Source organism: Micromonospora sp. LZ37 (assembly GCF_059359015.1).
In genome coordinates this window covers 144,775-170,835 of sequence record NZ_JCADBL010000016.1, presented here as the reverse complement: position 1 = coordinate 170,835, position 26,061 = coordinate 144,775, and the positions used below count along the sequence as shown (strand labels likewise).

Below are 26,061 nucleotides of genomic sequence, written 5' to 3'. Positions count from 1 at the left end.
CCGGCGGACCGGCGGACTAACGTCTGCGGAATGAACCACGGCTTCGAGACGCTCGCCATCCACGCCGGCCAGGACCCGGAGGCCCGCACCGGTGCGGTGATCCCACCGATCTACCAGACCAGCACCTACGCCCAGGACGCGGTCGGTGCGCCCCGGCTGGGCTACGAGTACAGCCGCTCCGGCAACCCCACCCGGGACGCGCTCCAGGAGTGCCTCGCCGCGCTGGAGGGCGGCCCGGTGGCGCTCGCCTTCGCCAGCGGCCTGGCCGCCGAGGACACCCTGCTGCGGACCGTCTGCAAGCCGGGCGACCACGTGGTCATCCCGGACGACGCGTACGGCGGCACCTACCGGCTCTTCGCTCGGGTCGCCGAGCGCTGGGGGCTGGCGTTCACCCCGGCGAAGGTCTCCGACCCGGACGCCGTCCGGGCCGCGATCCGCCCCGGCAGCACGAAGATCGTCTGGTTGGAGACGCCGACGAACCCGCTGCTCGGCATCGCCGACATCGCCACCCTCGCCGCCATCGCGCACGACGCCGGCGCGCTCCTGGTGGTGGACAACACCTTCGCCTCGCCGTACCTGCAGCAGCCGATCGCGCACGGCGCGGACGTGGTCGTGCACTCCACCACCAAGTACGTCGGCGGGCACTCCGACGTGGTCGGTGGCGCCCTGATCGCCGCCGACGCCGGTCTCGGCGACGAGCTGCGCTACCACCAGAACGCGATGGGCGCGATCAACGGTCCGTTCGACGCCTGGCTCACCCTGCGCGGCATCAAGACCCTCGGGGTACGGATGGACCGGCACTGCGACAACGCCGAGCGGATCGCCGGCTACCTGGACGGGCACGCCAAGGTGGGCCAGGTCCTCTACCCGGGCCTGCCCTCGCACCCCGGTCACGAGGTGGCCGCGAAGCAGATGCGCCGGTTCGGCGGCATGATCTCCTTCCGCGCGGCCGGCGGTGAGGAGCACGCGGTGGAGATCTGCAACCGGACGAAGCTCTTCGTGCTCGCCGAGTCGCTCGGTGGCGTGGAATCCCTGATCGAGCACCCGGGCCGGATGACACACGCAAGTGCTGCCGGCTCGCCGCTTGAAGTACCCGGCGATCTCGTGCGACTGTCTGTCGGCATTGAGACGGTCGACGACCTGTTGGCCGATCTGGAGCAGGCGTTGGGCTGACCGCTGCTGAGGGAGGGTGGCCGTGCAGGACATCATGCCGACCTGGGTGGGGGCGACCGCCAGGCAGATCGCCCGGGGCGTACGCCGCGGCGACGTCTCCGCCACCCAGGTCGTGGCCGACCACCTGGACCACATCTCCCGGGTCGACGCCGACCTCGCCGCGTTCCGCGTGGTACGCGGCGGGGAGGCGATCACCGAGGCCGAGAAGGTCGACGAGCAGGAGGATCTGGCCAACCTCCCGCTGGCCGGGGTGCCGGTCGCGGTCAAGGAGAACACCCCCGTCGCGGGCCTGCCCACCTGGAACGGCTCGGCGGCGGTGCGTACCCCGGTGGCCGAGGCCGACCACGAGGTGGTCCGCCGGCTGCGCGGCGCCGGGGCGGTGATCCTCGGGGCGACCCGGATGCCGGAGCTCGGCCTCTGGGGCAGCACCGACGACGAGACCGCCGTCACCCGCAATCCGTGGGACACCCGGCGCACCCCCGGCGGCTCCTCCGGCGGGGCCGCCGCCGCGGTGGCGGCCGGGCTGGTGCCGATCGCGCACGGCAACGACGGTCTGGGCTCGGTCCGCATCCCGGCGGCCTGCTGCGGGCTGCTCGGGCTCAAGCCAGGTCGCGGCGTCGTCCCCTGCCAGCTCGGCGCGGAGGACTGGTTCGGCCTGACCGAGCACGGGATGCTCACCACCACGGTCGCCGACGCGGCGGTCGGCTTCCAGGTGCTCGCCGGCCGTCGCCCGGAGAAGCTGGTCCCGCCGCCCCGGCTGCGGGTGGGCGTCTCGCTGCGATCCCCGGTGCGGGGCGTCTCGCCGGACGAGCCCAACCGGGACGCGGTGGCCGCCGCCGGCCGGCTGCTCGCCGCCGCCGGACACGACACGGTCCCCGCCGACCCGGTCTACCCGACCGCGCTCGGGTTGCAGGGCATCGCCACCTGGTTCGCGGCTGCCGCCGCCGACGTGCGCGCCGCCGGCCTGGACCGGCGCGGCCTGCAACGGCGCAGCCGCCGCCACGTCGCCCTCGGCGAGTGGGCGCAGCGGCGCGGCTACGTCCGGGAGTCCGACCGGGCCGCCTGGCGGGACCGCTCGATCGGCTTCTTCGCCGACCACTCGGTCGACCTGCTGCTCACCCCGGCGCTGGCCGGCCCGCCGCCGGAGGCGGCCAGCTGGTCCAACCGCTCCTGGCTGGCGAACGTGAAGGCCAACATCCGGTACGCCCCGTACGCCGCGCCGTGGAACATCGCCGGCCTGCCGTCGATGGTGGTGCCGGTGGGTCGCCGACCGGACGGTCTGCCGGTCGCCGCGCAGCTGATCGGCCCGCCCGGCTCGGAGCTGCTGCTGCTCGCCGTCGCCGGGGAGTTCGAGCTGCAGGCCCCGTGGTCGCGGCACGCCCCCGGCTATCCCCGCGTCGGCACGGGGTCGCCGGCGATCGCATGATCGTCGGGCAGCAGCCGGTGACCGTACCGTCGCCGCGGGTGCCGGCCGGCGCGCCCCCGGCGTCGCCGCCGGTCCCACCGGGGGCGGATGGCACGATCGGGGCATGACGGAACTGGTCGGTCTCGCCGACGTACAGGCCGCCCGGGAGCTGCTCGCGGGCGTCACCCGGACCACCCCGCTGGAGCCTTCCCGGCCGCTCAGCGCCGCGCTCGGCGGCCCGGCCTGGCTCAAGTGCGAGAACCTGCAACGCGCCGGGTCGTACAAGGTGCGCGGCGCGTACGTGCGGATCTCCCGGCTGTCGGCGCAGGAGCGCGCCGGTGGCGTGGTCGCGGCGAGCGCCGGCAACCACGCGCAGGGGGTGGCGCTCGCCGCCGGCCTGGTGGGCACCCACGCGACCGTCTTCATGCCGGTGAACGCGCCGCTGCCCAAGGTGGCCGCCACCAAGGGGTACGGCGCCCAGGTCGAGCTGGTCGGCAACACCGTGGACGAGTCCCTGGTCGCCGCGCAGACCTTCGCCGAGCGCACCGGCGCGGTCCTGATCCACCCGTTCGACCACGCCGACGTCATCGCCGGTCAGGGCACGGTGGCGCTGGAGATCCTCGAACAGTGCCCGGACGTGAGAACCATCATCACCGGTGTGGGCGGGGGTGGCCTGATCTCCGGCATGGCGGTGGCGGCCAAGGCGCTGCGCCCCGACGTACGGATCGTCGGGGTGCAGGCGGCCAGCGCGGCGGCCTTCCCGCCCTCACTGGTCGCCGGCGAGCCGGTCCGACTGCCGGCCTTCTCGACGATCGCCGACGGTATCGCCGTCGGTCGGCCCGGGGAGATCACCTTCACCCACGTCCGCAAGCTGGTCGACGAGATCGTCACGGTCTCCGAGGAGGACATCTCGCGGGCGCTGCTGATGCTGTTGGAGCGCGGCAAGCAGGTGGTGGAGCCGGCCGGCGCGGTCGGTGTGGCGGCGCTGCTGGCCGGGGTCGTCGAGGTGGAGGCGCCGGTGGTCGCGGTGCTCTCCGGCGGCAACATCGACCCGCTGCTGATGCTGCGCGTGATCGAGCACGGGCTGGCGGCGGCCGGGCGGTACCTGCGGGTCACCGTCCGCTGCTCGGACCGGCCCGGCCAGCTCGCCTCGCTGCTCACCGAGATCGCCGAGCACCGGGCGAACGTGGTCGACGTGGAGCACCAGCGGGCCAACCCGCACCTGCGGCTCGGTGAGGTCGAGGTGGCGCTGTCGGTGGAGACCCGCGGCGTGGAGCACTCCGACACGCTGATCAGCGCCCTGCGGGCCAGCGGCTACCAGGTGGTCTTCGCAGCCGAGGCGTGACACCCACGGGTGCCACGCCTCGGTCGTACGCGACGGGGGCCCGCCGGGTCGCGGACCCGGCGGGGTGGGGCTCAGCCGGAGAACGGCTCGAAGCTGACCACGGTCACCTTGATGTCGGCGCCGCTGGGCGCCGTGTAGGTACAGGTCTGGCCGGCGCGGCCGCCCAGGATCGCCTTGCCGAGCGCCGACTCGGGGCTGTAGACGGTCAGCTCGGTGGTGGCGGCGATCTCCCGGGAACCGAGCAGGAACGTCTCGGTGTCGTCCTTGTCGTCGTCGAAGTAGATCGTCACCACCATGCCCGGCGACACCGCGTCGGCGGTCGGCGCCTCGCCGACCTTGGCCGTGCGCAGCAGCTCCTTGAGGTAGAGGATGCGGCCCTCGGCCTTGCCCTGCTCCTCGCGAGCGGCGTGGTAGCCACCGTTCTCCCGCAGGTCGCCTTCCTCGCGCCGGGCGTTGATCTCGGCGGCGATGACCGGCCGGTTGGCGATGTGCTCGTCGAGCTCGGCCTGTAGGCGGTCGTACGCGTCCTGGGACAGCCAGGTGGCGGGCGCCTTGTTGTCATTGGTGGACACAGGCGTACTCCTCGGTTGTGCGGGACTGGCTGACAGGTGAGTTACCAAGTTACCAGTGCGGCACACCCGCAGGTGTCGTCGATCACCAGGGGGGTGGGTGCCCGCACCGGTCGTATCGGGCGTTTCCGCTGCTCGGCGCGGGGATCAGCCGGCCGGCCGGCAGCGCAGCACCTCGCCGATGAAGGGCCGCTGCGTGGTGGTGACCCGGTGTCGGGCGACCACCTGCCGCTCGCCGGCCGCCGCGCTGACCGTCACCTCGGCCCGGCCCACCTCGGCCCCGTCGTGCGAGCGGGCCCGCAGCAGGCACACCCCCGACCCGCCCTCGGGCAGGGTGACCCGGAAGTCCACCCGCACGCCGGAGTCGTCGATGTCGGTGTAGGTGATCACCTGGGCGTCGTACGTCGGATCGCCGTAGCGGGCGTAGAGCTGCGCCGCGGCCAGGCCCAACCCGGCGACCAGGGCGGCCACCAGGAGCCCGACCAGCAGCGGCCGGCGGCGTCCGGGTTCGCGGCGGCGGCCGTACCGACCGGGCGGGAACACCGGCGCGCCGGAGGGAATTGTGGCGTGCGTCTCGGTCACCGGCGGGTATCTCCTGGCGTTGTCGTCGGCGGCATCGGCAAGAATGGCAGAGTCCATCTTCCCAGCCCGGAGCTGAGCCAAGAATGGCAGGTCGGCGGCCACGCCGACAGGTCACCCGGTAACCGGCTACCCGCCGGGGAGATATTTCGGCAGTGCAGCCGGGCGGCCCGGGTCGGGCCGTCAGCGGGGGAGGAGCGCCCAAGTTGGCAGAGCAGCTGCGTCTGATGGCCGTGCACGCGCACCCGGACGACGAGTCGAGCAAGGGCGCCGCGACCACGGCGAAGTACGTCGCCGAGGGAGTCGACGTACTGGTCGTGACGTGCACCGGGGGCGAGCGCGGCAGCGTGCTCAACCCGAAGATGGACCGGCCGGACGTGTGGGCCAACATCGCCGACATCCGCCGCGCGGAGATGGACGCCGCGCGCGCCATCCTCGGCATCGAGCAGGCCTGGCTCGGCTTCGTCGACTCGGGGCTGCCCGAGGGCGACCCGCTGCCCCCGCTCCCGGAGGGCTGCTTCGCCCTCCAGGACGTCGAGGTGGCGGCCGGGCCGCTGGTGCGGCTGATGCGCGAGTTCCGCCCACACGTGGTCACCACGTACGACGAGGAGGGCGGCTACCCGCACCCCGACCACATCATGACCCACAAGATCAGCGTGGCGGCCTTCGAGGCGGCCGGTGACCCGGAGCGGTACCCCGAGCTGGGCGCGCCCTGGCAGCCGCTGAAGCTCTACTACGACATCGGCTTCTCCAAGGGCAAGATCCTGGCCCTGCACGAGGCGATGCTCGCCGCCGGCCTGGCCTCGCCGTACGCGGAGTGGCTCGAGCGCTGGGAGGACCGCCCCGACAAGGGGCCGCGGATCACCACCCGGGTCGAGTGCGCCGAATACTTCCCCGTCCGCGACGACGCGCTGCGGGCCCACGCCACCCAGATCGACCCGGACGGCTTCTGGTTCCACGTGCCGATGGAGCTCCAGCGGCGCGCCTGGCCCACGGAGGACTTCCAGCTGGTCCGTTCGCTGGTCGACAGCCCGCTGCCCGAGTCGGACCTCTTCGCCGGGGTCCGCGAGACGGCCCATGCCTGCTGAACGTGGCGAGGGCTACGCTGAAAGCCCACCGCACATCGGAGAAACACCATGCTGACCGTCGCCCAGGTCCTCGCGGAGAACAACTTCGGTGACACCCGCACGGGTGGGCTGGCCGGACCGACGGGCCTGTTCCTCATCCTGCTCCTGGCCACCGCCACCGTCCTGCTGATCCGCAACATGAACTCCCGGCTGCGCCGGCTGCCCGACCGGTTCCCCGCGCAGGGGTCGGCCGACGACCTCGACCGGGCCGACACGTCGACCGTCGATCCGGCCGACGGCCCCACGCCGCAGGAATCGCCTACGAACGCCCCCAACGGCCGCCAGCAGCGCCGGAACGGCTAGTCGGAGCCTGAATCACGTCGATCCGGGTCGTCGCCCCCTGTTGCGGCCACCCGGATTGGCTTAGCCTTCCGCCGGGGGGACCGAAAGTCCCTGAGCCGTGCGCGGGAGGGGGCGCCATGACCGTCGCGACAGCGCGCGTCCCCGGCACCGGTCGGACGGCGGACGGAGCGGGCCGGTGACCTCCGGCAGGGCCGGCGACGCCGTCGGCCCGCCCGACACCCGTGACACGCCGCCACGGGTGCTCCTGCTCACCGCCGCGGTCACCCTCACCGCCGTGGCGGCGGTGGCGCTCGGGCTGAGCGTCCCGGCCGTCCTGCCCCCCGACGACCCGCTTCCGGCGCCGGCCCGGTTCGGCATCGCGGTCGCGGCCTTCTCGGTCGCCCAACTGGCCCGGCTGCGGTTCCGCACCGCCACCGGCATGGTCAGCATCACCTGGGGCGAGGCCGCGCTCATCGTCTGTCTCTACCTGGTGCCGGCCGGCTGGCTGCCGGCCGCGGCGCTGCTCGGCGTCGGGCTCTCCTGGACGGCGATGTCGGTGGTGGCCGACCGCCGGCCCCCGGTCGAGGTGCTGCGGATCGCGGCGTCGATCACCGCCGCCACCGCGCTCGGCGTCGCCGTCGCCTCCGCGCTCGGCGAGCCGCTGCTGGCGGCGCCCACCCCCGGGCTCGCGTCGGCCCTGATCGCCGGCTCGGTGGCGTACCTGCTCGCCACCGCCGGGCTCGGCGGCGCCACCCTGGCGCTGCGGCACGGGGTGGCGCTCGGCCCGCCGGTGCTCACCGCGCTCCGCGGCAAGCTGCTGATGTTCGTGGGCAACGTGGCGGTCGGCCTCGCCGTGGTCGCGCTGCTCGAGGTCGACGGCCGGTGGCTGCTCCTCCTGCCACCGCTGCTCTGGCTGCTCCAGCAGACCTACCGGCACCGGCTCCGCGCCGACCAGGAGCGGCGTACCTGGCGGGCGTTCGCCGAGGCGACCGCGGCGCTCAACCAGCTCGACGAGCGGGGCGTGGCGACCGCCGCGGTGGCCGGCGCGCTGACCCTCTTCGGCGCCGAGCTGGTCGACGTCGACGTGGCCCGCGGCGACGGCCGGTGGCGGCGCTACCGGGGCGACGCCTCCGGCCAGGTGCGCGACCGGGAGGTGGGACCGCCGGCGCTCGCCCCGACCGGGGAGCACGAGCTGGTCCGCCGGCTCGCGGTCGGCGACGTCGAGGTGGGCGAGCTGCGGGTCCGGTTCCCCGCCTCCGCGCCGCCGAGCGCCCGCGAACGCGACGGCGTGGCGGCCTTCTCCGACGCTCTCGCCGCCGCGCTGCACGACGCCGCCACCCACCGGGAGCTGCGGCTGGTCAACGCGCGCTCGTCGTACGAGGCGGTGCACGACGCGCTGACCGGGCTGGTCAACCGGGCCGCCATGCTCGGCAAGGGCGACCAGGCGCTGCGCCAGCTCCCGCACGACCACCCGGTGGCGCTGCTGCTGCTCGACATCGACCAGTTCAAGGAGGTCAACGACACGCTCGGGCACGCCGCCGGCGACCAGCTGCTCCGGTTGACCGCCAACCGGCTGGGCACCCTGGCCCGCCCCGGTGACCTGCTCGGGCGCCTCGGCGGCGACGAGTTCGCCCTGCTGCTGACCTCGGTGCCGGTGATCGGCGACCGGGCCGCCCCGATGGCGTACGCGCTGCGCCAGGCACGGGAGATCGCCGAGCGGCTCGCCGCGCCGACCGAGGTGGCCGGGGTGCGGATGTCGGTCGAGGTCTCGGTGGGGGTGGTGGTCGCCGACGCGGGCACCGCCGACCTGACCGAGCTGCTGCGCCGGGCGGACATCGCCATGTACCAGGCGAAGGAGGGCGGCGGCAACGTCGCCGCGTACGACAGCTCCCGGGACGCCGCCAGCACCGACCAGCTGGCCCTGCTCGCCGAGCTGCGGGAGGCCCTCCAGGCCGACGACCAGCTGGTGCTGGCGCTGCAACCGGCGGTGGACCTGGCGACCGGGGCGCCGACCGGCGTGGAGGCGCTGATCCGTTGGCGGCACCCGCGGCGCGGCTGGCTGAACCCGGCGGACTTCATCCGGCCGGTGGAGAACAGCGAGCAGCTCGGCACCTTCACCCGGTACGTCCTGGACAAGGCGCTCGCGGTGGCCGCCGAGTGGGCCCGCGACGGCCTGGACGTGCCCATCTCGGTGAACCTGTCGGCGCGCAGCCTGCTCGACCCCCGACTGCCGAGCGAGATCGCCGAGGCGCTGCGCCGCCACCAGGTGCCACCGCGCCGGCTGGTCCTGGAGATCACCGAGACGGTGGTGATGAGCGAGCTGGAGGTCATCGACGAGGTGCTCGCCACGCTGCGGTCGATGGGGGTGCAGTTGGCCGTCGACGACTTCGGCACCGGCTTCTCGTCACTGACCTTCCTCACCCGGATCGCGGTGGACGAGCTGAAGGTGGACCGGTCGTTCGTGATCCGGATGGCCGACTCGCCGGAGGCGGCGGCGATCGTCCGGACGACGGTGGGGCTCGCCCACGAGCTGGGCCTGCGGGTGGTCGCCGAGGGCGTCGAGACCGCCGAGCAGCGGCTCGCCCTGACCGAGCTGGGTTGCACCGCCGCCCAGGGCTACCACTTCTTCAAGCCGATGCCCGCCGACAAGATCGGCGCGGTGCTCGGCTCGCTGCGCGGCGCCGCCGGCTCGAACGTCTTCCCGCTGCGCGCCGACGGCGCCTCCTGACCGCCGGGCCCGCTCCGCCCGCCCGGCGGGATGCTGCGCCCCCCGGGCTGCCCACCACGCGAGATGCGGCGTGTCGCGGTGTCCCGGCGGCGACACACCGCGACACGCCGCAAACGGTGACCCAGCGGCCTGGCTGGGGGTCAGCCGCGGGGGAGGACCTCGCCTACCACGGCGGGCAGGGCCGCCCAGTCGGCCGAGGCGACGCTGGCGTGCGCCGCCGCGAGTTCGGCGACGCGGGCGCGGGCGGCGTCCGGGTCGGTGGTCCCCACCGCCGGCGGGACGCTCTGCGCGTCGGTCATCACCAGCAGGTAGTGGTTGGCGTGGTACCAGGCGGTGTCGATGCCGCCGGTCACGTAGGCGCCGGCGTCGCCGTCGAAGACGACGAACCAGGGCCGCAGGCCGGTGTCGGCGTAGCGGGTGCGGGGGTCGCCGGCCTGGGCGTTGTGCACGGCCGGGAAGGCCTGCGCCCGGACCAGCGTGCCGGCCGCCGCCAGGGCGGACAGGTGGCGCGCGTACTCGACGTCGGTGCGCAGCGTGTCGGTCGGGTTGCCCTCCTCGACCGTGCCGGGGATCAGCTCGACGATCACCTTGCCGGCGAGCTGCTGCCGGGTCGGCCAGGCGTCCGCCCGGGCGGCGGCGTCCAGCGACGCGTACCCGCCCCTGAGGTCGGCCGGGCGGAACACCCGGTCGCCCAGGCGGGCGGCGAGCAGCGCGTCGAGCTGCGCCGGCCCCTGCCCGGTACGGGAGCTGAAACCGGTCTTCAGTTCGAGCTTCAGGATCAGTGGCCCGGCGTCCGGGTGGGCCCCGAGCCAGAGCCGGATGTCGTCCAGGCAGTGTTCGAGGTTCTTGTTGCGGGTGCCGGTGTAGAGCTGGGCGGCGCTGGTGGCGGCGACACAGTTGTTGTCGTTGCCCACCGGGTTCGAGTGGCTGACCCGCCACTGTCGAGCGAACACGTCCGGCCAGACGTCCAGCTCGATCAGGCCGGGCCGGGCGTCGAGCGACTGCGCCAGGTAGGTGTAGGTGCCCTTCTCGTAGGCGTTGTGGGTGCCGACGACCGTGGTCGCGGAGACCCGGACGGTCGGCTCCACGGCCGCCGACGCCGGTTGGCCGGTGAGCACCGCTGCGAGCACCGCGGTGCAGGTGAGGGCTGACAGGGGACGGGATCCGCGCATGTGTGCCTCCTCGGGCGCCGGCGGTCGTCGCCGAACATGCACAGATATAAATGCAGGAACGTGAACGGGGGAAGGCCCCGGGATGCCGCCGGTCCGACCGGTGGGCGGACGCGGAGCTGGATATGGTCGTCGGGTGAACCGACTCGCTCAGGCCACCTCGCCGTACCTGCTCCAGCACGCCGAGAACCCGGTCGACTGGTGGCCGTGGTGCGACGAGGCGTTCGCCGAGGCGAAGCGGCGGGACGTGCCCGTGCTGATCTCGGTGGGCTATGCGGCCTGCCACTGGTGCCACGTGATGGCGCACGAGTCGTTCGAGAACGAGCACGTCGGCGCCCTGCTCAACGACGACTTCGTGGCGATCAAGGTGGACCGTGAGGAGCGGCCGGACGTCGACGCGATCTACATGACCGCCACCCAGGCGATGACCGGGCAGGGCGGCTGGCCGATGACGGTCTTCGCCACCCCGGACGGCACCCCGTTCTTCTGCGGCACCTACTTCCCGCGGGCCAACTTCGTCCGGCTGCTGGAGTCGGTGGCGACCGCCTGGCGGGACCAGCGGGAGGCCGTGCTGCGCCAGGGCGCCGCGGTGGTCGAGGCGATCGGCGGCGCCCAGGCCGTCGGCGGCCCGACCGCCCCGCTCACCGCCGAACTGCTCGACACCGCCGCCGACCAGCTCGCCGGGGAGTACGACGCGACGAACGGCGGCTTCGGCGGGGCGCCGAAGTTCCCGCCGCATATGAACCTGCTCTTCCTGCTGCGCCACCACCGGCGCACCGGCGCGGAGCGGAGCCTGGAGATGGTCCGGCACACCTGCGAGGCGATGGCCCGCGGCGGCATCTACGACCAGCTCGCCGGGGGCTTCGCCCGCTACTCGGTGGACGGGCACTGGACGGTGCCGCACTTCGAGAAGATGCTCTACGACAACGCGCTGCTGCTGCGGGTCTACACCCAGCTGTGGCGGCTGACCGGTGATCCGCTGGCCCGGCGGGTGGCCCGGGACACCGTCCGGTTCCTCGCCGACGAGCTGCACAAGCCGGGGGAGGGCTTCGCCTCCGCGCTCGACGCCGACACCGAGGGCGTCGAGGGGCTCACCTACGCCTGGACGCCGGCCCAGCTGGTCGAGGCGCTGGGCGAGGAGGACGGCCGGTGGGCCGCGGACCTCTTCGCCGTGACCGAGGCGGGCACCTTCGAGCACGGCATGAGCGTGCTGAGGCTGGCCCGGGACGTCGACGACGCCGACCCCGACGTGCGCCGCCGCTGGCAGGAGGTCGTGGGGCGGCTGCTGGCCGCCCGGGACGCCCGGCCCCAGCCGGCCCGCGACGACAAGGTGGTGGCCGCGTGGAACGGCCTGGCGATCACCGCGATCACCGAATTCCTCCAGGTCGCCGCCCTGTACGCGTCCCCCGACGACGAGGACGCGAACCTGATGGAGGGCGTCACCATCGTCGCCGACGGCGCGATGCGGGACGCCGCCGAGCACCTGGCCCGGGTGCACCTGGTGGACGGACGGCTGCGCCGCGCCTCCCGCAACGGCGTGGTCGGCGAGCCGGCCGGTGTGCTGGAGGACCACGGCAGCGTCGCCGAGGCGTTCTGCGCGATGCACCAGCTGACCGGCGAGGGACGCTGGCTGGAGCTGGCCGGGCAGCTGCTCGACACCGCGCTGGACCGCTTCGCCGCGCCGGACGGCGGCTTCTACGACACCGCCGACGACGCCGAGCGGCTGGTCGCCCGTCCGGCCGATCCCACCGACAACGCCACCCCGTCCGGCCGCTCGGCGATCGTGGCGGCGCTGGTGACGTACTCCGCGCTGACCGGGGTGAGCCGGTACCGGGAGGCGGCCGAGGCGGCCCTGTCGACCGTCGCGCCGATCGTCGGCCGGCACGCCCGGTTCACCGGCTACGCGGCCGCCGCGGGGGAGGCGCTGCTCTCCGGACCTTACGAGATCGCGGTGGCGACCGACGACCCGGCGGGGGATCCGCTGGTCGCCGCCGCCCACCGGCACGCCCCGCCGGGCGCGGTGGTGGTGGCCGGCCGGCCCGACCAGCCAGGGGTGCCGCTGCTGGCGGACCGGCCACTGGTAGACGGGCGGCCCACCGCGTACGTCTGCCGGGGTTTCGTCTGCCAGCGGCCGGTGACCTCGGTCGACGACCTGGTCGCCCAGCTCACCTGAATCGCCCTCAAGATCGCGCTGAAACCAGGAAAGAGGGGCCTCCTGTCGCCGTGGAGGCCACTACTTCCGTGACCCAGCACGATCTTGAGGGACGGCCGGGCCGGGGTGCCGGCCCTCCGGGTCGGGGCCGTCGACCGCCCGGATAGGCTGGCGGCGCTATGGATTCCCGTACCGGTCTGCCCGTCGTCGGCATGGTGGGCGGCGGCCAGTTGGCCCGGATGACCCACCAGTCCGCCATCGCCCTCGGCCAGTCGCTCCGCGTGCTGGCGCTCGCCCCCGACGACGGCGCGGCCCTGGTCGCCGCCGACGTCCAGTACGGCGACCACACCGACCTCGCCGCGCTGCGCACCTTCGCCAAGGGCTGCGACGTGGTCACCTTCGACCACGAGCACGTGCCGACGGAGCACATCCGCGCTCTCGCCGCCGAAGGGGTGAAGCTCTTCCCGCCGGCCGACGCGCTGCTGCACGCCCAGGACAAGCGGGTCATGCGGGAGCGCCTGGCCGAGCTGGGCGCGCCGAACCCGGCCTGGCGCCCGGTCGCCACCCCCGAGGACCTGGTCGCGTTCGGCGACGAACAGGGCTGGCCGGTGGTGCTCAAGGCCGCCCGCGGTGGATACGACGGCCGGGGTGTCTGGATGGTCGACGACGCGGCCCAGGCCGCCGAGCTGGCCGCCACGCTGCTCGCCGGCGGCACCCCCCTGATCGTCGAGGAGCGGGTGGCGCTGCGCCGGGAGCTGGCCGTGCAGGTGGCCCGCTCGCCCTTCGGGCAGGTCGCCGCGTACCCGGTGGTCGAGACGGTGCAGCGCGACGGCATCTGTGTCGAGGTGCTCGCCCCGGCTCCCGGCCTGTCGGAGGAGCTGGCGGTCGCCGCCCAGCAGCTCGCCATCGACCTGGCCACCGCGCTGGGCGTGGTCGGTCTGCTGGCGGTGGAGCTGTTCCAGACCGACGCCGGTCTCGTCGTCAACGAGCTGGCCATGCGGCCGCACAACTCGGGGCACTGGACCATCGAGGGCGCCCGTACCTCCCAGTTCGAGCAGCACCTGCGGGCGGTGCTCGACTACCCGATGGGGGACACCTCGCTGACCGCGCCCGTCGTGGTGATGGCGAACGTGCTCGGCGGCGAGCCGGGCGGGATCTCCATCGACGAGCGGCTGCACCACCTCTTCGCCGCCGAGCCGGGCGCCAAGGTCCACCTCTACGGCAAGCAGGTCCGGCCCGGCCGCAAGATCGGGCACGTCACGGTCCTCGGAGACGACCTGGCGGACGTACGGGCCCGGGCGGCGCGGGCCGCCCGCTGGCTGCGGGAGGGACAGGCGTGAGCACGGGGAGTGAGCTTGCAAGCCCCCCGGTCGCGAACGAAGGGAAGCCGCGCGTGAGCACCGTCGGACTGATCATGGGCAGCGACTCGGACTGGCCGGTGATGAAGGCCGCCGCCGAGGCGCTGGACGAGTTCGAGGTGCCCTACGAGGTCGCGGTGATCTCGGCGCACCGGACCCCGGTCAAGATGATCGAGTACGGCCGCGACGCCGCCGACCGGGGCCTCAAGGTGATCATCGCCGGGGCGGGTGGCGCGGCCGCCCTGCCGGGCATGGTCGCCTCGGTGACCCCGCTGCCGGTGATCGGCGTGCCGGTGCCGCTGAAGCACCTCGACGGGATGGACTCGCTGCTCTCCATCGTGCAGATGCCGGCCGGCGTGCCGGTGGCCACCGTGTCGATCGGCAACGCCCGCAACGCCGGGCTGCTCGCCGTCCGCATCCTGGCGGCCGGCGACCCGGCGCTGCTCAAACGGATGACCGCCTACCAGGCGAGCCTGGAGGAGCTGGTGGCCGAGAAGGACGCCGCCCTCCGCGCCTCCCTCGCCTGACCGCTCCGCACGACGACGGCTCTCACCGTCGGTGATTCCAGGCGGAGTCACGCAGCGTATCGGGCTGTGGTGCCCCTCGGCTCCCAGGATGGCTCCCTTTGCTCTGCTGCCCCGCAGGCAACACCGCCTTGAACAGCCGGAATGCGCTGTGCCCGGGGCTCGACCACTCGCCGGGTCGTCACTCGCCGTCAGTGTTGCGTGGAGTGCAGCAGAGCAAAGGCTGTGTGGGGTGAGGCTTGCGTCGGGGTCGACCTCACTCGGGGTAGCGGCCACTTCTTGTCATGCCGGGGGATCAGCCGGGCCGGTCCCCGACCACCCGCACGCCGACCACCCCGCACGCTCTGCGCGACAGGGCACCGACGCCGCAGGGCCCCTCCGCTTCACCTCATGCCGCGCAGCGCGGTCTGCAACCGTTCCTGGGCGCGGCGGCGGCGCTCGTTGCTCGCCCCCAGCACCAGCAGGACCAGCCCGACCGGGATCAGCACCAGCCACGGGCCCAGGCTGAAGAGCGCGTGCACCGCGGCGATTGCGGTGACCGTGGCGCCCACGATCACCGGCGCCTGCTGACGGCTGCTCGACCCGAAGATCAGTACCGCCACCGCGCCGAGCAGGAGCAGCACCTGCCGCAGTGTGCTGGACTCGGTGGCCAGCACGATCGCCAGGGTGGGCACGAACGCGGCGACCAGCGCCGGCCCGTACGCCACCCAGCTCGACAGGTCCGGCCGGTGCCGCAGCTCGATCACCCCGACCAGCAGGGCGAGCGCCGCGAACGGCAGCGTGTACGCCTCGGGCAGCGCCACGTCGGCCACCCGCATCAGGATCCACCAGGCGGTGATCTCGCAGGCCACCACGGCCCAGAACAGGATCTGCCGCTCCACCGGCCGGCGCCCGGGCCGCGCCGCCGCCACCCCGAGCACGGCGCCCCAGGCGGCCAGCAGGGCGGCGATGTGCCGTGGCGAGTCGAAGGCGAGCGCCAGGGCGATCAGCGCGGCGGCGTACCCGCTCCACTCCACGGTGGCCGCCTCGCGTTGCGCCTCCGGCCGCCGCAGCCGGGGCAGCGTCGCCGCGAAGACCTGCAACGCCGCGCCGACCGCGAGCACCCCGAACGCCGACCAGACCGCGGCCAGCCCGGCCACCAGGCCGACGGTGAGCACGAAGAGCTGGGCCATCAGCGAGGCGAAGAGCCAGCCGAGGATGCGGGCCCGCTGGGTGCTGCCGAAGATCGCGGCGACCGCGCCGACGCCGACCGCGCCACCGAGGGTGAACAGGGTCAGGCCGCGGTCGGGGAGGCCGCCGGCCAGTCCGGCGCCGCCGGCGGCCAGCCCGACGAGGAAGACCAGCACCCGGGCCACCCGCAGCGAGCGGGCCCGCTCGGCCAGCGGCGGCGGCGCGGTCAGCGCGAGCCCCAGCATCGAGATCGTGAAGACCGAGAGCGCGGCCAGCGCGTTCTCCGGCCAGGCCCGGCCGAGGGCGATCGGGGTGATCAGCAGGGTGACCGCGAGCCCGGGCAGCACCACGGGTACGGCCCGGGACCGCCGCCCGCCGCTGAACCCGGTGGCGGCGAGCGCCGCGGTCGCGGTGAGCAGCAGCGCGGTCAGCACGTGCGTCGCGTCGACCGCCTCGGGGGGCGGGGTGCGCAGCTCCGGGGGTGGTCCCTGCCAGACGTGCGCGAGCATCCGGTGCGGCTCGACCAGGGCGATGTAGAGCAGCGGGGCGAGTGAGGCCAACGCCAGCAGGGTCGGCAGGGCCGCCGCGGCGAGCGCCCCGGCCGCCGGGCTGACCCGCCAGCGGCGTTCGGTGCCGTCGTCGGGCAGCCGGCGCAGCGCCCCGTCCAGCAGCACCGACCAGCGCCGCACCGGCTGCGCGGAGCCGGCGGGCGGGACGGTGGCCGCCCGGACCAGCTCGGCGAGCACCCCGAGCAGCGCCGCCGCCGCGGCGTACACGCCGGAGGGGAGTCGGGCGAAGATCGCGGCGAGTGCGCTCACGGTCGCCGCGCCGACGATCGCCGCGCTCGCATACGGCAGGTACTGCGGCACCTGCCGGCGGACCGCGGCGACGGCGGCCAGCGTGACACTGGACGTGGCCAGCGCGGCGGTCAGCACCACCTGGGCGGAGTGACCGAACTCGGCGGCCAGGGCGGCCACCGCGCCGGGCAGCGCCAGCAGGGCCGCGCCCGCCGCCGCGCCGCCGATCTGCACCAGGTGCGGCGGCATCCCCTCGGTCTCGACGTCCTCGACCAGCGACGGGGCCAGCGTCCGGGCCAGGCCGGCGACCGCCAGCCCGATCAACGCGATGCCGCCGAGCGCCAGCGCGGTGGTCCAGGGCCGGACCAGGCCGGCTCCGGCCGCGTGCAGGGCCACCGCCCCGGCGACGGTGGCCCGGGACAGCCCGGCCCGCGGGTCGACCGAGGCCACCGCGGCCGTCCCGAAGGCCGTGGCGACGGTCAGCCCGACCAGCACCGGGGACCACCAGGGCAGGTCGAACGCGGCGGGCGCGCCGATGGTGGCGAGCACCACGGCCGCGCCGGCGACGTCGTACCTCCAGGGCGTCGCCAGCAGGATCCCCGCGGCCACCGCGAGCAGCACCAGCGTGACCGGGGCCTGCCAGGTGTCGCCGCCGGTCGGGGCGGCCGGCCAGCCGGTCAGGTCGCCGGCCCAGATCGGGCCGGGCGTCGCCAGCGCGCCGATCCCGCCGCGCAGGGCCGACGCGCCGGCGAGCAGGCCGATCAGGGTGCCCCCGACGGCGATCCCGAGGACCGGCCCGCGGCGCCACTCCTCGGGCATCGCCCGCGCAGCGACCGCGACCAGCAGCACCAGCGCGGCGGCCACCACGAGCTGCCCACCGGGGGAGATCACCGCGGCGATCCGGGCCAGCGTGGCGATCAGGGCGGCGGTGACCGCGGCGGCGGCCAGGTCGGAGCCGTCGAGGGTGGCGTCCGAGCGGCGTCCCGCGTCGACCTGGCCGGCGAAGACCACCAGCAGGGTGGCGACCAGCAGCAGCGCGCCCACCCAGGCGTCGGCGGCGGTCCGGCCCGGCGCGAAGAAGGCGGCGCCGACGACGGCGAGCGCGCCCAGCCCGGTGCCGACCGCGTGCGGCAGGGTGAGGTGCCGTTGGGAGACCTGCACCAGGGCGGCGTAGCCGAGGGTTACGCAGACGGCGAGGAAGCTCGCCGCGAGGATCGGGACGGTCAGCTCCCGCAGCACCGCCGGGGTCGGCGCCGGACCGGCCGGCTCGGTGGCGGCGACGAAGGCGGCCACCGCCCCGGGCAGCGCGAACGCCGCCCCGCCGGCGGCCCAGGCGGAGAGCGTGTCGGCCGCCGCCGGGGCGATCCGCACCCGGGGCGCGAACGCCGCGAACGCCCCCGCCACGGTCAGCGTGATCAGCGCGGCGGCGGTCAGCGCGGGCCGGCTCAGCGCCGCCCCGGCACCGATGACGCCGACGACCGTCGCGGTGACGGCGTGCACCAGCGCGGTGCGGGCGGTGGGTGCGGCGAGGCCGAGCACCCCGATACCGACCGCCGCCAGCACCATCGGCCAGGGCGCCGCCGCCCAGCCCAGGCCGAGGGAGGCCGGCACGGCGAGCGCGGTCAGCCCGGCGCCGACCACCGCGAACTCCCGCCGGATCTCCGGGGGCAGGGCCAGCACCGCCGCGACGGTGAGCAGCAGGGCGCTGGCCGCGAGTTGCCAGCCCGCCGGGCCGGCCGCCGCGGCGAGTTCGGCGGGGAACCGGCTCAGGTCGGCCGACCAGGCCGGCAGCGCCGCCTGGGCCGGGGCCAGGCCGGCGCGGAGCGCGCCGCCGGCCACCACGAGGCCGCTGACCGTCAGCGCCGCCGCCGAGGCGAACTGCGGCCCGCGCCGGGCCGCCTCGGGTACGGCCCGCACGGCCAGCCCGGTCAGCGCGATGACCGCCGCGATCAGCAGCAGCGCCCGGCCGGGAAGGGCGACCGAGGCGATCCGTCCCAGCGCGCCGATCACCGCCAGGGTGAAGATGCCGGCGCCCACGTCGGGCAGCGGCGGGCGGCGCAGCACCAGCGTCCCGGCCAGCGCCACGGCGGCGGCCAGCAGCAGCACCGCGCTCGCCCCGACGGCCGCCGGTACGGTGCTCGCGCGCAGCAGCGCGGTGACCGCGTACGCCAGGGCCAGCGCCACCGCCGCCCCGTGCAGCAGCCAGGTCAGCTGGGGCAGCCACGGCACCGGGCGTACGACGTCGGTGGGCGTCGGGGCGGTCGGGGCGGCGTCGACCACCTCGCCGGACTCCTCCGGCGCCGCCTCGGGCCGGCTCTCGGTGGCCGTACGCTGCCGGGGCGCGCTCGGCGGGCCGGGCGGGGTCGGGGGGAGGTCCTCCCGGACCGGATGTTCCAGCACCACCGTGGAACGGACCAGCCAGAGGTCGAGCACGGCGACCGCGGTGAGCGCGAGCGCCCAGCCGCCGGGGCCGGTGACCCGCTCGTAGGCGAGCAGCGGCACCACCGGCTGGGCGGCGAGCACGGCGGCGAAGCGGGGTGCGCGCAGCCCCGTGCCACGGGCGTAGCCCAGCGCCACGGCGGTGGTGATCGCGAAGATCGCGGCGGAGAAGAGCGCGCCGGAGGCCCCACCGTCGCCGATGGTGTCCACCGCCCAGAGGGCGTAGCCGGCCAGCGGCACGAGCAGGAGGCCGACCGTGGCGATCGTCTCGGCCGTCGAGGTGAGCCCGCGCCGGGCCAGCACCGGCGGGGCGAGCAGCAGCAGCACGGTGGCGACCAGCAGGATGCCCAGCCGGGCCAGGGCGTCCATCGAGCTGGTCGCCACGGCGGCGAAGACCACCGCCGAGACGGCCAGCAGCAGCGCGCCCAGCCCGAGCGGGATGTTCTGCACCTCCCGGGAGGACGCCTCCGGCGGATGCTCCGGGTCGTCCGCGTCCAGCCAGGTGGCGGTGGCCCGCGGCGGCGGCGGGTCGGCGGGCCCGGGGGGCGGGGTGCCCTGCCGGGGCACCCGGGGTGGGGCGCCGGTGGTCGCGGTCGGCGGACGGCGGCCGGGCCGTCGGCGCAGCACCCGGCGGGGACGGGTGGCCTGCCGGACCCGTTCCTCACCGGCGTGGGCGAGGATGTCCCGCTGGAAGAGGGCGGCCTGCATCTTGGCGGCGATCTGCCGCTGCTCGCGGGCGATCTCGGCGTCGCGCGCCTTCATGTCCGCGATGGAGCGCTCGATCTCCGCGAGGTGCTCGCGCCACTGCGGCTGCTCGGCGCCGCAGTGCGGGCACCGTACGGCCGGCTTGATCTCCTGGCCGCACGAGGAGCACTGAAAGCTTTGCACGACACCCCTCCACCCGGCCGCCCGCGCTGTGGACTCCCACTCCTGGCAGCATGCCTTGAGCCGGCGCGGATTTCGACACCTGGCGCTCCGTCGGGGCAACAAAAAAGCGCCGGCCGGGAAGTGGTGCTTCCCGGCCGGCGCCGCAGCGCGTCGTCGTCGTCAGGGGCGGCCCATGCCCCGGTACTCCCAGCCGGCCTGCGTCCACAGTGTCGAGTCGAGGCAGTTGCGCCCGTCGACCACCTTGCGGCCGGCGGCCAGCTCGCCGAGGGCGATCGGGTCGGCGTTGCGGAAGTCGGCCCACTCGGTGAGCACGCAGACCAGGTCGGCGCCGGTCACCGCGTCGTTCATGCTGGCCTCGTAGGTCAGCTCGGGGGCCACCCGGCGGGCGTTCTCGGTGCCCTGCGGGTCGTACACCCGCACGTCGGCGCCGGCCTTGGCCAGCAGCGCGGCGACGGCGAGCGCCGGGGCGTCGCGGACGTCGTCGGTGTTGGGCTTGAAGGTGGCGCCCAGCACGGCGATCCGGGTGCCGGAGAAGTCCGGGCCGGCCGGGCCGGAGCGGCGGCCGAGCAGGTCCGCGGCGAGCTGCAGGACCCGGGTACGGCGGCGCAGGTTGATCAGGTCGACCTCGTGCAGGAAGCGCAGCGCCTCACCGGCGCCCAGCTCCTGCGCGCGCGCCTGGAAGGCGCGGATGTCCTTGGGCAGGCAGGCGCCGCCGAAGCCGAGGCCGGCCTGGAGGAACCGGTTGCCGATGCGCGGGTCGTACCCGATGGCCCGGGCCAGCTGGGTGACGTCGCCGCCGGAGGCCTCGCAGACCTCGGCCATCGCGTTGATGAACGAGATCTTGGTGGCCAGGAAGGCGTTCGCGGCGACCTTGACCAGCTCGGCGGTGGCGAAGTCGGTGACCACCAGCGGGACCTCGCGGTCCTCGGTGGCGGCCAGGTCGAAGACGCCCTTGTGGGCGGCGTAGAGCATGCCGTTGGCCCACTCGCTCTTGACGCCCACCACGATCCGGTTGGGGCGCAGCACGTCGTCGACGGCGAAGCCCTCCTGGAGGAACTCCGGGCTCCAGGCCACCTCGACGCCCAGGTCGGCCGGGGTGTGCTTGCCGACCAGCTGCTCCACCCACTCGGCGGTGCCGACCGGGACGGTGGACTTGCCGACGATCAGCGCCTTGCGGGTCAGCTGCTGGGCCAGGGCGGTCACCGACGCCTCGACGTACGACAGGTCGGCCCCCATGCCGTCGGCGCGCTGCGGGGTGCCCACGCAGATGAAGTGCACGTCGCCGAACTCGGCGGTCTCGGCGATGTCGGTGCTGAACCGCAGCCGGCCGGCGGCCAGGTTGCGCTTGAGCAGCTCGTCGAGGCCGGGCTCGTGGATCGGCACCTCGCCGGCGTTGAGCTTGGCGATCTTCTCGGCATCGACGTCGAACCCGAGGACCTCGTAGCCCAGCTCGGCGTAGCAGATGGCGTAGGTCGCGCCGAGGTAACCGGTGCCCAGGAAGGTCACCCGGGGGCGGGGCGCACCCGACGGGGGCGTCACCGGGGTGATGGCCGGCACCGGCTGGATGTTCGGGTACGGGATCGTCACGCCTGTCTTCTCCGCTCGCACTGGCGTCGCTTCGTTGCGTCGCAATCGCTGGGGCGCCATGGCCGGGCACCGAGGGAACTTCATCGTCTGGTGTGAGGGTAGTTGTGCCGGGTCGACGGCGTTCGGGCGCGAGCCTACCCGCCGGTAGGGTCGGCTCTGACCGTGGTCGCTATCCTCAAGTCTGCGGCAGTCGGCGGCCTTCGGGCGCCACAGACTGCGCATGATAGCGGTGGAAGGGGAGGGCCGACATGGCCGCAGAGCAGTCGTTCGACGTCTACCGGTTGCCTGAGGAACACGAGGCGATCCGCGAGGCGGTCCGTGAGGTCTGTGCCGCGAAGGTGGCCCCCAACGCCGCCGAGGCGGACGAGACCGGCGAGTTTCCCAAGGCGTCGTACGAAGCCCTGCGGGCCGCGGACTTCCACGCCCCGCACATTCCCGTCGAGTACGGCGGTGCGGGCGCGGACGCGCTGGCCACGGCCATCGTGATCGAGGAGGTGGCGCGGGCGTGCGCCTCGTCCTCGCTGATCCCGGCGGTCAACAAGCTCGGCACCATGCCGCTGATCCTGGCCGGCTCCGAGGAGCTCAAGCGGAAGTACCTGAGCCGGGTCGCCGCCGGTGACGCGATGTTCTCCTACTGCCTCTCCGAGCCGGAGGCCGGCAGCGACGCCGCGTCGATGACCACCAGGGCGGTCCGGGACGGCGACCACTGGGTGCTCAACGGCGTCAAGCGCTGGATCACCAACGCGGGCGTCTCGGAGTACTACACCGTCTTCGCTGTGACCGACCCCACAGCGCGCTCGCGCGGCATCTCCGCCTTCGTGGTGGAGAAGGGCGACGCCGGGGTCAGCTTCGGCGCCCCGGAGAAGAAGCTCGGCATCAAGGGTTCCCCGACCCGCGAGGTCTACCTGGACAACGTCCGGATCCCGGCGGACCGGATGATCGGCGCCGAGGGCACCGGCTTCGCCACCGCGATGAAGACCCTGGACCACACCCGGGTCACCATCGCCGCGCAGGCCGTCGGCATCGCGCAGGGCGCGCTCGACTACGCCAAGGGGTACGCGGCCGAGCGCAAGCAGTTCGGCAAGGCGATCGCGGAGTTCCAGGGCATCCAGTTCATGCTCGCCGACATGGGCATGAAGCTGGAGGCGGCCCGGCAGCTGACCTACGCCGCCGCCGGCCGGTCCGAGCGCGGCGACGCCGACCTGACCTACTTCGGGGCGGCGGCCAAGTGCTTCGCCTCGGACGCCGCCATGGAGATCACCACCGACGCGGTGCAGCTGCTCGGGGGCTACGGCTACACCCGCGACTACCCGGTCGAGCGGATGATGCGGGACGCCAAGATCACCCAGATCTACGAGGGCACGAACCAGGTGCAGCGGATCGTCATGGCACGTCAGCTCCTGAAGGGTTGATCGGAGCTCTTTCCCAGCTCGTCGCGGAGGTGGCCGGGCCGGTCGGCCCGGCCACCTCCGTAGCTATGCGCTCACCTGGCGGCTTGGCAGCCTGGCGGCGGCTTGGCGGTCAGGCGCCGGCCGAGCTCATGAAGATGTCCTGCTGAACCCATTCGCCGCCATACGCGTCGGTGGATGACGCCATGCGTTCCTCCAACTGATTCCGCCTTGCTCGGGCCCGGTCACGCCCTGCGCCGGCCGTGAGCTGCACGAACGGATCTTGGACGGTTGCCGTTCGCAGCGAACGACAACTGTCCAAGATCTGCGACTGTTCGGGCGGCGCTCGAGCGGCCGGAGACCGGTAGGTGCGGCGATCGAGGCCAGAGCCTCACCGCGGCATCTTGAACGGCAGCAGGTTCACCGATCATCGGCGGCTGGCTGAACAGGTCCGCGTTGTCCTTCAGGGCCTGGCCCACCTGGTGCCGGGTTCCGTCTCCACGAGGTTCTTCGCCTGTCGTAGCAACTCCGCGACTTCGCCCTCCTTGTCGGGCTTTACCCTGCTCCCCACCGCTCCTTCCCGGCTGTACCTGCTCCATGCCTGCCGCCTTCCTCAGGTGGTCCTGGCGCTGCCGGCGCGTCGGAGTGGCGGCCACCGCCTAGTGGCGGTGGCGCAGTCCGTCCAGGAGGAGGTCGAGCAGGCGGCCCGCCTGTCCGCGTCGGGTGGGTTCGCCCGTGGCCAGGGCGATTCCGGCGAGGGCGAAGACGACGTCTTCGGCGCTGATGTCCGTGCGTACGGTGCCGGTGGCGGCGGCTGCCTGGAGCAGTGTCCCGACCGCTGAGACCAGTCGGTCGAGGCTCTCGGCGTACGGGTCGACGCCGGATGCGATGACGGCGCGCAGCGCGTCGGCCATGCCGAACTTGGTGGTCGCGTAGTCGTAGAAGCGGTCCATCCAGGCGCGGAGCGCCTGCTCGGGTGGGAGTTCGGCGAGCAGGCCGGGGGCTGCGTCGCAGACGGCGGTCAGTTCGTTGCGGTAGGCGGCCTCGATTAGGGCTTCGCGGGTGGGGAAGTGCCGGTAGAGCGTGCCGATGCCGACGCCAGCGTCCTTGGCGATCGCGTCGAGGGTCGCGTCGAGGCCCTGTTCGGTGAAGAGCCGCACTGCGGCGGCCAGTAGGAGATCGCGGTTGCGCTTGGCATCCGCCCTCAAGGGTCGATCACTGCTTACCGCCATGCGGGCTCCTTTCCTGGCCGGGCCGGCGAAGTGACCCGGGACTCATTGGCAAGCGGAGACTCCTCCGCTTACGCTCGGTTGCGTCAGCGGAGGTTCCTCCGCTTAAAGCGTAGCGGTGTGGCCGCAGGTCGCGCCGCCGAGGATCGGAGCAGCATGGATACGCAGAACCGCGTCACCACCCCGTTCAATCGCGAGAGCACCGCCGACGAGGTCATCGCCGGGGTCGACCTGACCGGCAAGCGCGCCATCGTCACCGGCGGCGCGTCCGGCATCGGCGCCGAAACGGCCCGCGCGCTGGCCGCCGCCGGAGCCGAGGTGACCCTCGCGGTACGCAACGTCGAGGCCAGCCGGCGCGTCGCCGCCGAGATCACCGAGCGGACCGGCAACGCCAACATCCTGGTCGCCCCGCTCGACCTGGCCGACCGGGCCAGCATCGAGGCGTTCACCACCGCCTGGCAGGGCCCGCTGCACATCCTGGTCAACAACGCCGGGATCATGGCCCTGCCGCAACTGCAGCGCACCCCCGAGGGCTGGGAGATGCAGTTCGCCGTCAACCACCTCGGCCACTTCGCCCTCACCCTCGGCCTGCACGACGCCCTGGCCGCCGCCGGCGACGCCCGCATCGTCGCGGTGAGCTCCAGTGGTCACCTGCAGTCCCCGGTCGTGTTCGACGACATCCACTACCAGAACCGCCCCTACGACGAGTGGTCGGCCTACAGCCAGTCGAAGACCGCCATCGTGCTGTTCGCCGTCGAGGCGACCCGGCGATGGGCCGCGGACGGGATCACCGCCAACGCCGTCATGCCCGGCGGTATCCGGACCAACCTGCAGCGCCACCAGACCGGCGACCACGTCGACCCGGCGATCAGGGAGATTTTCGACAACTACCCGTGGCGGACGGTGGAGCAGGGTGCGGCCACCTCGGTGCTGCTCGCCGCGTCCCCACTGGTGCAGGGCATCGGCGGTCGCTACTTCGAGAACTGCAACGAAGCCAAGCCCGCCGGCTCCGCCGACGTCTCCGGCGACGAGGCCGGCGTCGCCCCGCACGCGCTCGACCCGGAAGCCGCCGAGCGGCTGTGGCAGGCCTCCCTCGACATGCTCGGCCGCCGGTAACCCACCGTCGCTACCGCCTCCCCGTACAGCAGTACCGACCGCTGGGCACCCGCGCCTACCGGCGGACCGCCAGAAAGGACGGAACATGACAGGCAGATTTCGGACGCCCTTCGGCTTCGCCTCGACCGCGGACGAGGTGCTCGCCGGAGTCGACCTGACCGGCCAACGCGCGATCGTCACCGGCGGCGCGGGCGGGATCGGGATCGAGACCGCTCGCGCGCTGGCCCGTGCCGGCGCCGAGGTGGTGCTGGGCGTGCGCCGGATCAGCGCCGGCGAGCAGGCCGCGGCGGACATCGCGGCCAGCGTCGGCGCGGACCGGGTCACCGCCCGCGAGTTGGATCTGGCCGACCAGGAGTCGGTACGCCGGTTCGTCGCCGGCTGGGAGCAGCCGCTGCACATCCTGGTCAACAACGCTGGGATCATGGCGGTGCCGGAGTTGGAACGCACCGCCGAGGGGTGGGAGATGCAGTTCGCCACGAACTTCATGGGCCACTTCGCGCTGACCGTGGGACTGCACGACGCGTTGGTCGCCGCCGGCGGCGCCCGCGTGGTGTCTGTCAGCTCCAGCGGTAACCTGCTGTCCCCGGTGATCTTCGACGACCTGCACTTCGCGTTCCGGCCGTACGATCCGCTGCTGGCGTACGGGCAGTCGAAGACCGCCGAGGCGCTGCTCGCGGTCGAGGTGACCCGCCGGTGGTCGGGCGACGGCATCTACAGCAACGCGCTGAATCCGGGTGCGATCGCCACCGGCCTGCAGAAGCACATCGGCGGTCTGCGCAGCCCCAGAGAGAAGCACAAGACCCCGCAGCAGGGTGCCGCCACCTCCGTGCTGCTCGCCGCGTCCCCACTTCTGCAGGGCGTGGGCGGCCGCTACTTCGAGGACTGCGCCGAGGCGGCGGTGGTCACCGAGCGTACGGCCGAGTGGGTCGGTGTCGCGCCGTACGCCATCGACCCCGGCAACGCCGAGCGGCTGTGGGAGGTCGCGTCGGAGCGGGTCGCCGCGGCCAACCGCTGACCTGGCGTACGGGTAGGGCGG

19 protein-coding genes are annotated in these 26,061 nt (G+C 74.0%); 12 read left to right on the top strand and 7 right to left on the bottom strand.

Annotated features, from left to right (window positions below; all coding sequences use genetic code 11):
• The first annotated feature begins 30 nt into the window (after positions 1-30).
• The 3 genes from AC5L3Z_RS27430 (at position 31) to ilvA (ending at position 3,923) form a co-directional block, all read left to right on the top strand.
• The gene (locus AC5L3Z_RS27430; protein ID WP_494846061.1) at positions 31-1,173 is read left to right on the top strand and encodes a cystathionine gamma-synthase; all 1,143 of its coding nucleotides are present in this window, start codon (positions 31-33) and stop codon (positions 1,171-1,173) included.
• A 16-nt stretch (positions 1,174-1,189) separates the two neighbouring features.
• On the top strand, positions 1,190-2,599 hold the full coding sequence (locus AC5L3Z_RS27425) for an amidase (protein ID WP_494846060.1): 1,410 nt from the start codon (positions 1,190-1,192) through the stop codon (positions 2,597-2,599).
• Between the two features lie 103 nt (positions 2,600-2,702).
• Positions 2,703-3,923, top strand: coding sequence for a threonine ammonia-lyase (gene ilvA / locus AC5L3Z_RS27420; RefSeq protein WP_334519894.1), 1,221 nt, complete (start codon positions 2,703-2,705; stop codon positions 3,921-3,923).
• A gap of 71 nt (positions 3,924-3,994) precedes the next feature.
• Here ilvA and greA read toward each other — a convergent pair whose 3' ends face one another.
• Together greA and AC5L3Z_RS27410 are read right to left on the bottom strand one after the other, a co-directional pair.
• Positions 3,995-4,495, bottom strand: coding sequence for a transcription elongation factor GreA (gene greA, locus AC5L3Z_RS27415; RefSeq protein WP_494846058.1), 501 nt, complete (start codon positions 4,493-4,495; stop codon positions 3,995-3,997).
• Between the two features lie 144 nt (positions 4,496-4,639).
• Positions 4,640-5,074 carry a DUF4307 domain-containing protein gene (locus AC5L3Z_RS27410; RefSeq protein ID WP_494846056.1) on the bottom strand — a complete coding sequence of 145 codons (435 nt, stop codon included), beginning with the start codon at positions 5,072-5,074 and terminating at the stop codon, positions 4,640-4,642.
• A 203-nt stretch (positions 5,075-5,277) separates the two neighbouring features.
• On the opposite strand from AC5L3Z_RS27410, the gene mca reads away from it, so the two are divergent.
• From mca to AC5L3Z_RS27395, 3 genes are all read left to right on the top strand, one after another.
• Positions 5,278-6,159 carry a mycothiol conjugate amidase Mca gene (gene mca, locus AC5L3Z_RS27405; RefSeq protein WP_494846054.1) on the top strand — a complete coding sequence of 294 codons (882 nt, stop codon included), beginning with the start codon at positions 5,278-5,280 and terminating at the stop codon, positions 6,157-6,159.
• Positions 6,160-6,207: 48 nt separating this feature from the next.
• Entirely contained in the window at positions 6,208-6,501 is a 294-nt protein-coding gene (locus tag AC5L3Z_RS27400; protein ID WP_494846053.1) for a hypothetical protein, read from the top strand.
• Positions 6,502-6,739: 238 nt separating this feature from the next.
• A complete protein-coding gene (locus AC5L3Z_RS27395; RefSeq protein WP_494846090.1) occupies positions 6,740-9,208 on the top strand; it encodes a putative bifunctional diguanylate cyclase/phosphodiesterase in 2,469 nt (822 codons plus the stop codon).
• Between the two features lie 140 nt (positions 9,209-9,348).
• On the opposite strand, the gene AC5L3Z_RS27390 is transcribed toward AC5L3Z_RS27395, so the two are convergent.
• Positions 9,349-10,380, bottom strand: a complete 1,032-nt coding sequence (locus AC5L3Z_RS27390) for a phosphatidylinositol-specific phospholipase C domain-containing protein (protein WP_494846052.1) — start codon at positions 10,378-10,380, stop codon at positions 9,349-9,351.
• A gap of 133 nt (positions 10,381-10,513) precedes the next feature.
• Between AC5L3Z_RS27390 and AC5L3Z_RS27385 the strand changes: the two genes are divergently transcribed.
• From AC5L3Z_RS27385 to purE, 3 genes are all read left to right on the top strand, one after another.
• A complete protein-coding gene (locus AC5L3Z_RS27385) occupies positions 10,514-12,550 on the top strand; it encodes a thioredoxin domain-containing protein (protein WP_494846051.1) in 2,037 nt (678 codons plus the stop codon).
• Positions 12,551-12,708: 158 nt separating this feature from the next.
• Positions 12,709-13,869, top strand: coding sequence for a 5-(carboxyamino)imidazole ribonucleotide synthase (locus tag AC5L3Z_RS27380; protein WP_494846049.1), 1,161 nt, complete (start codon positions 12,709-12,711; stop codon positions 13,867-13,869).
• A 53-nt stretch (positions 13,870-13,922) separates the two neighbouring features.
• Positions 13,923-14,414: a 5-(carboxyamino)imidazole ribonucleotide mutase gene (purE, locus tag AC5L3Z_RS27375; RefSeq protein ID WP_494846047.1), complete on the top strand. Its 492-nt coding sequence runs from the start codon at positions 13,923-13,925 to the stop codon at positions 14,412-14,414.
• Positions 14,415-14,794: 380 nt separating this feature from the next.
• On the opposite strand, the gene AC5L3Z_RS27370 is transcribed toward purE, so the two are convergent.
• Together AC5L3Z_RS27370 and AC5L3Z_RS27365 are read right to left on the bottom strand one after the other, a co-directional pair.
• Positions 14,795-19,705 (bottom strand): SCO7613 C-terminal domain-containing membrane protein, encoded by a 4,911-nt coding sequence (locus tag AC5L3Z_RS27370; RefSeq protein ID WP_494846046.1) that lies wholly within the window; start codon positions 19,703-19,705, stop codon positions 14,795-14,797.
• 159 nt (positions 19,706-19,864) lie between these two features.
• A complete protein-coding gene (locus AC5L3Z_RS27365) occupies positions 19,865-21,292 on the bottom strand; it encodes a UDP-glucose dehydrogenase family protein (RefSeq protein ID WP_494846044.1) in 1,428 nt (475 codons plus the stop codon).
• Between the two features lie 248 nt (positions 21,293-21,540).
• Here AC5L3Z_RS27365 and AC5L3Z_RS27360 point away from each other — a divergent pair, with 248 nt between their 5' ends.
• Positions 21,541-22,704, top strand: a complete 1,164-nt coding sequence (locus AC5L3Z_RS27360; RefSeq protein ID WP_494846043.1) for an acyl-CoA dehydrogenase family protein — start codon at positions 21,541-21,543, stop codon at positions 22,702-22,704.
• A 109-nt stretch (positions 22,705-22,813) separates the two neighbouring features.
• On the opposite strand, the gene AC5L3Z_RS27355 is transcribed toward AC5L3Z_RS27360, so the two are convergent.
• Positions 22,814-22,954, bottom strand: a complete 141-nt coding sequence (locus AC5L3Z_RS27355) for a hypothetical protein (protein ID WP_494846042.1) — start codon at positions 22,952-22,954, stop codon at positions 22,814-22,816.
• Positions 22,955-23,339: 385 nt separating this feature from the next.
• The gene (locus tag AC5L3Z_RS27350) at positions 23,340-23,912 is read right to left on the bottom strand and encodes a TetR/AcrR family transcriptional regulator (protein WP_494846040.1); all 573 of its coding nucleotides are present in this window, start codon (positions 23,910-23,912) and stop codon (positions 23,340-23,342) included.
• A gap of 153 nt (positions 23,913-24,065) precedes the next feature.
• Here AC5L3Z_RS27350 and AC5L3Z_RS27345 point away from each other — a divergent pair, with 153 nt between their 5' ends.
• Both AC5L3Z_RS27345 and AC5L3Z_RS27340 read left to right on the top strand, forming a co-directional pair.
• Positions 24,066-25,025 carry an SDR family NAD(P)-dependent oxidoreductase gene (locus tag AC5L3Z_RS27345; protein WP_494846039.1) on the top strand — a complete coding sequence of 320 codons (960 nt, stop codon included), beginning with the start codon at positions 24,066-24,068 and terminating at the stop codon, positions 25,023-25,025.
• Positions 25,026-25,110: 85 nt separating this feature from the next.
• Positions 25,111-26,040, top strand: a complete 930-nt coding sequence (locus tag AC5L3Z_RS27340) for an SDR family NAD(P)-dependent oxidoreductase (protein WP_494846038.1) — start codon at positions 25,111-25,113, stop codon at positions 26,038-26,040.
• Positions 26,041-26,061: the final 21 nt, after the last annotated feature.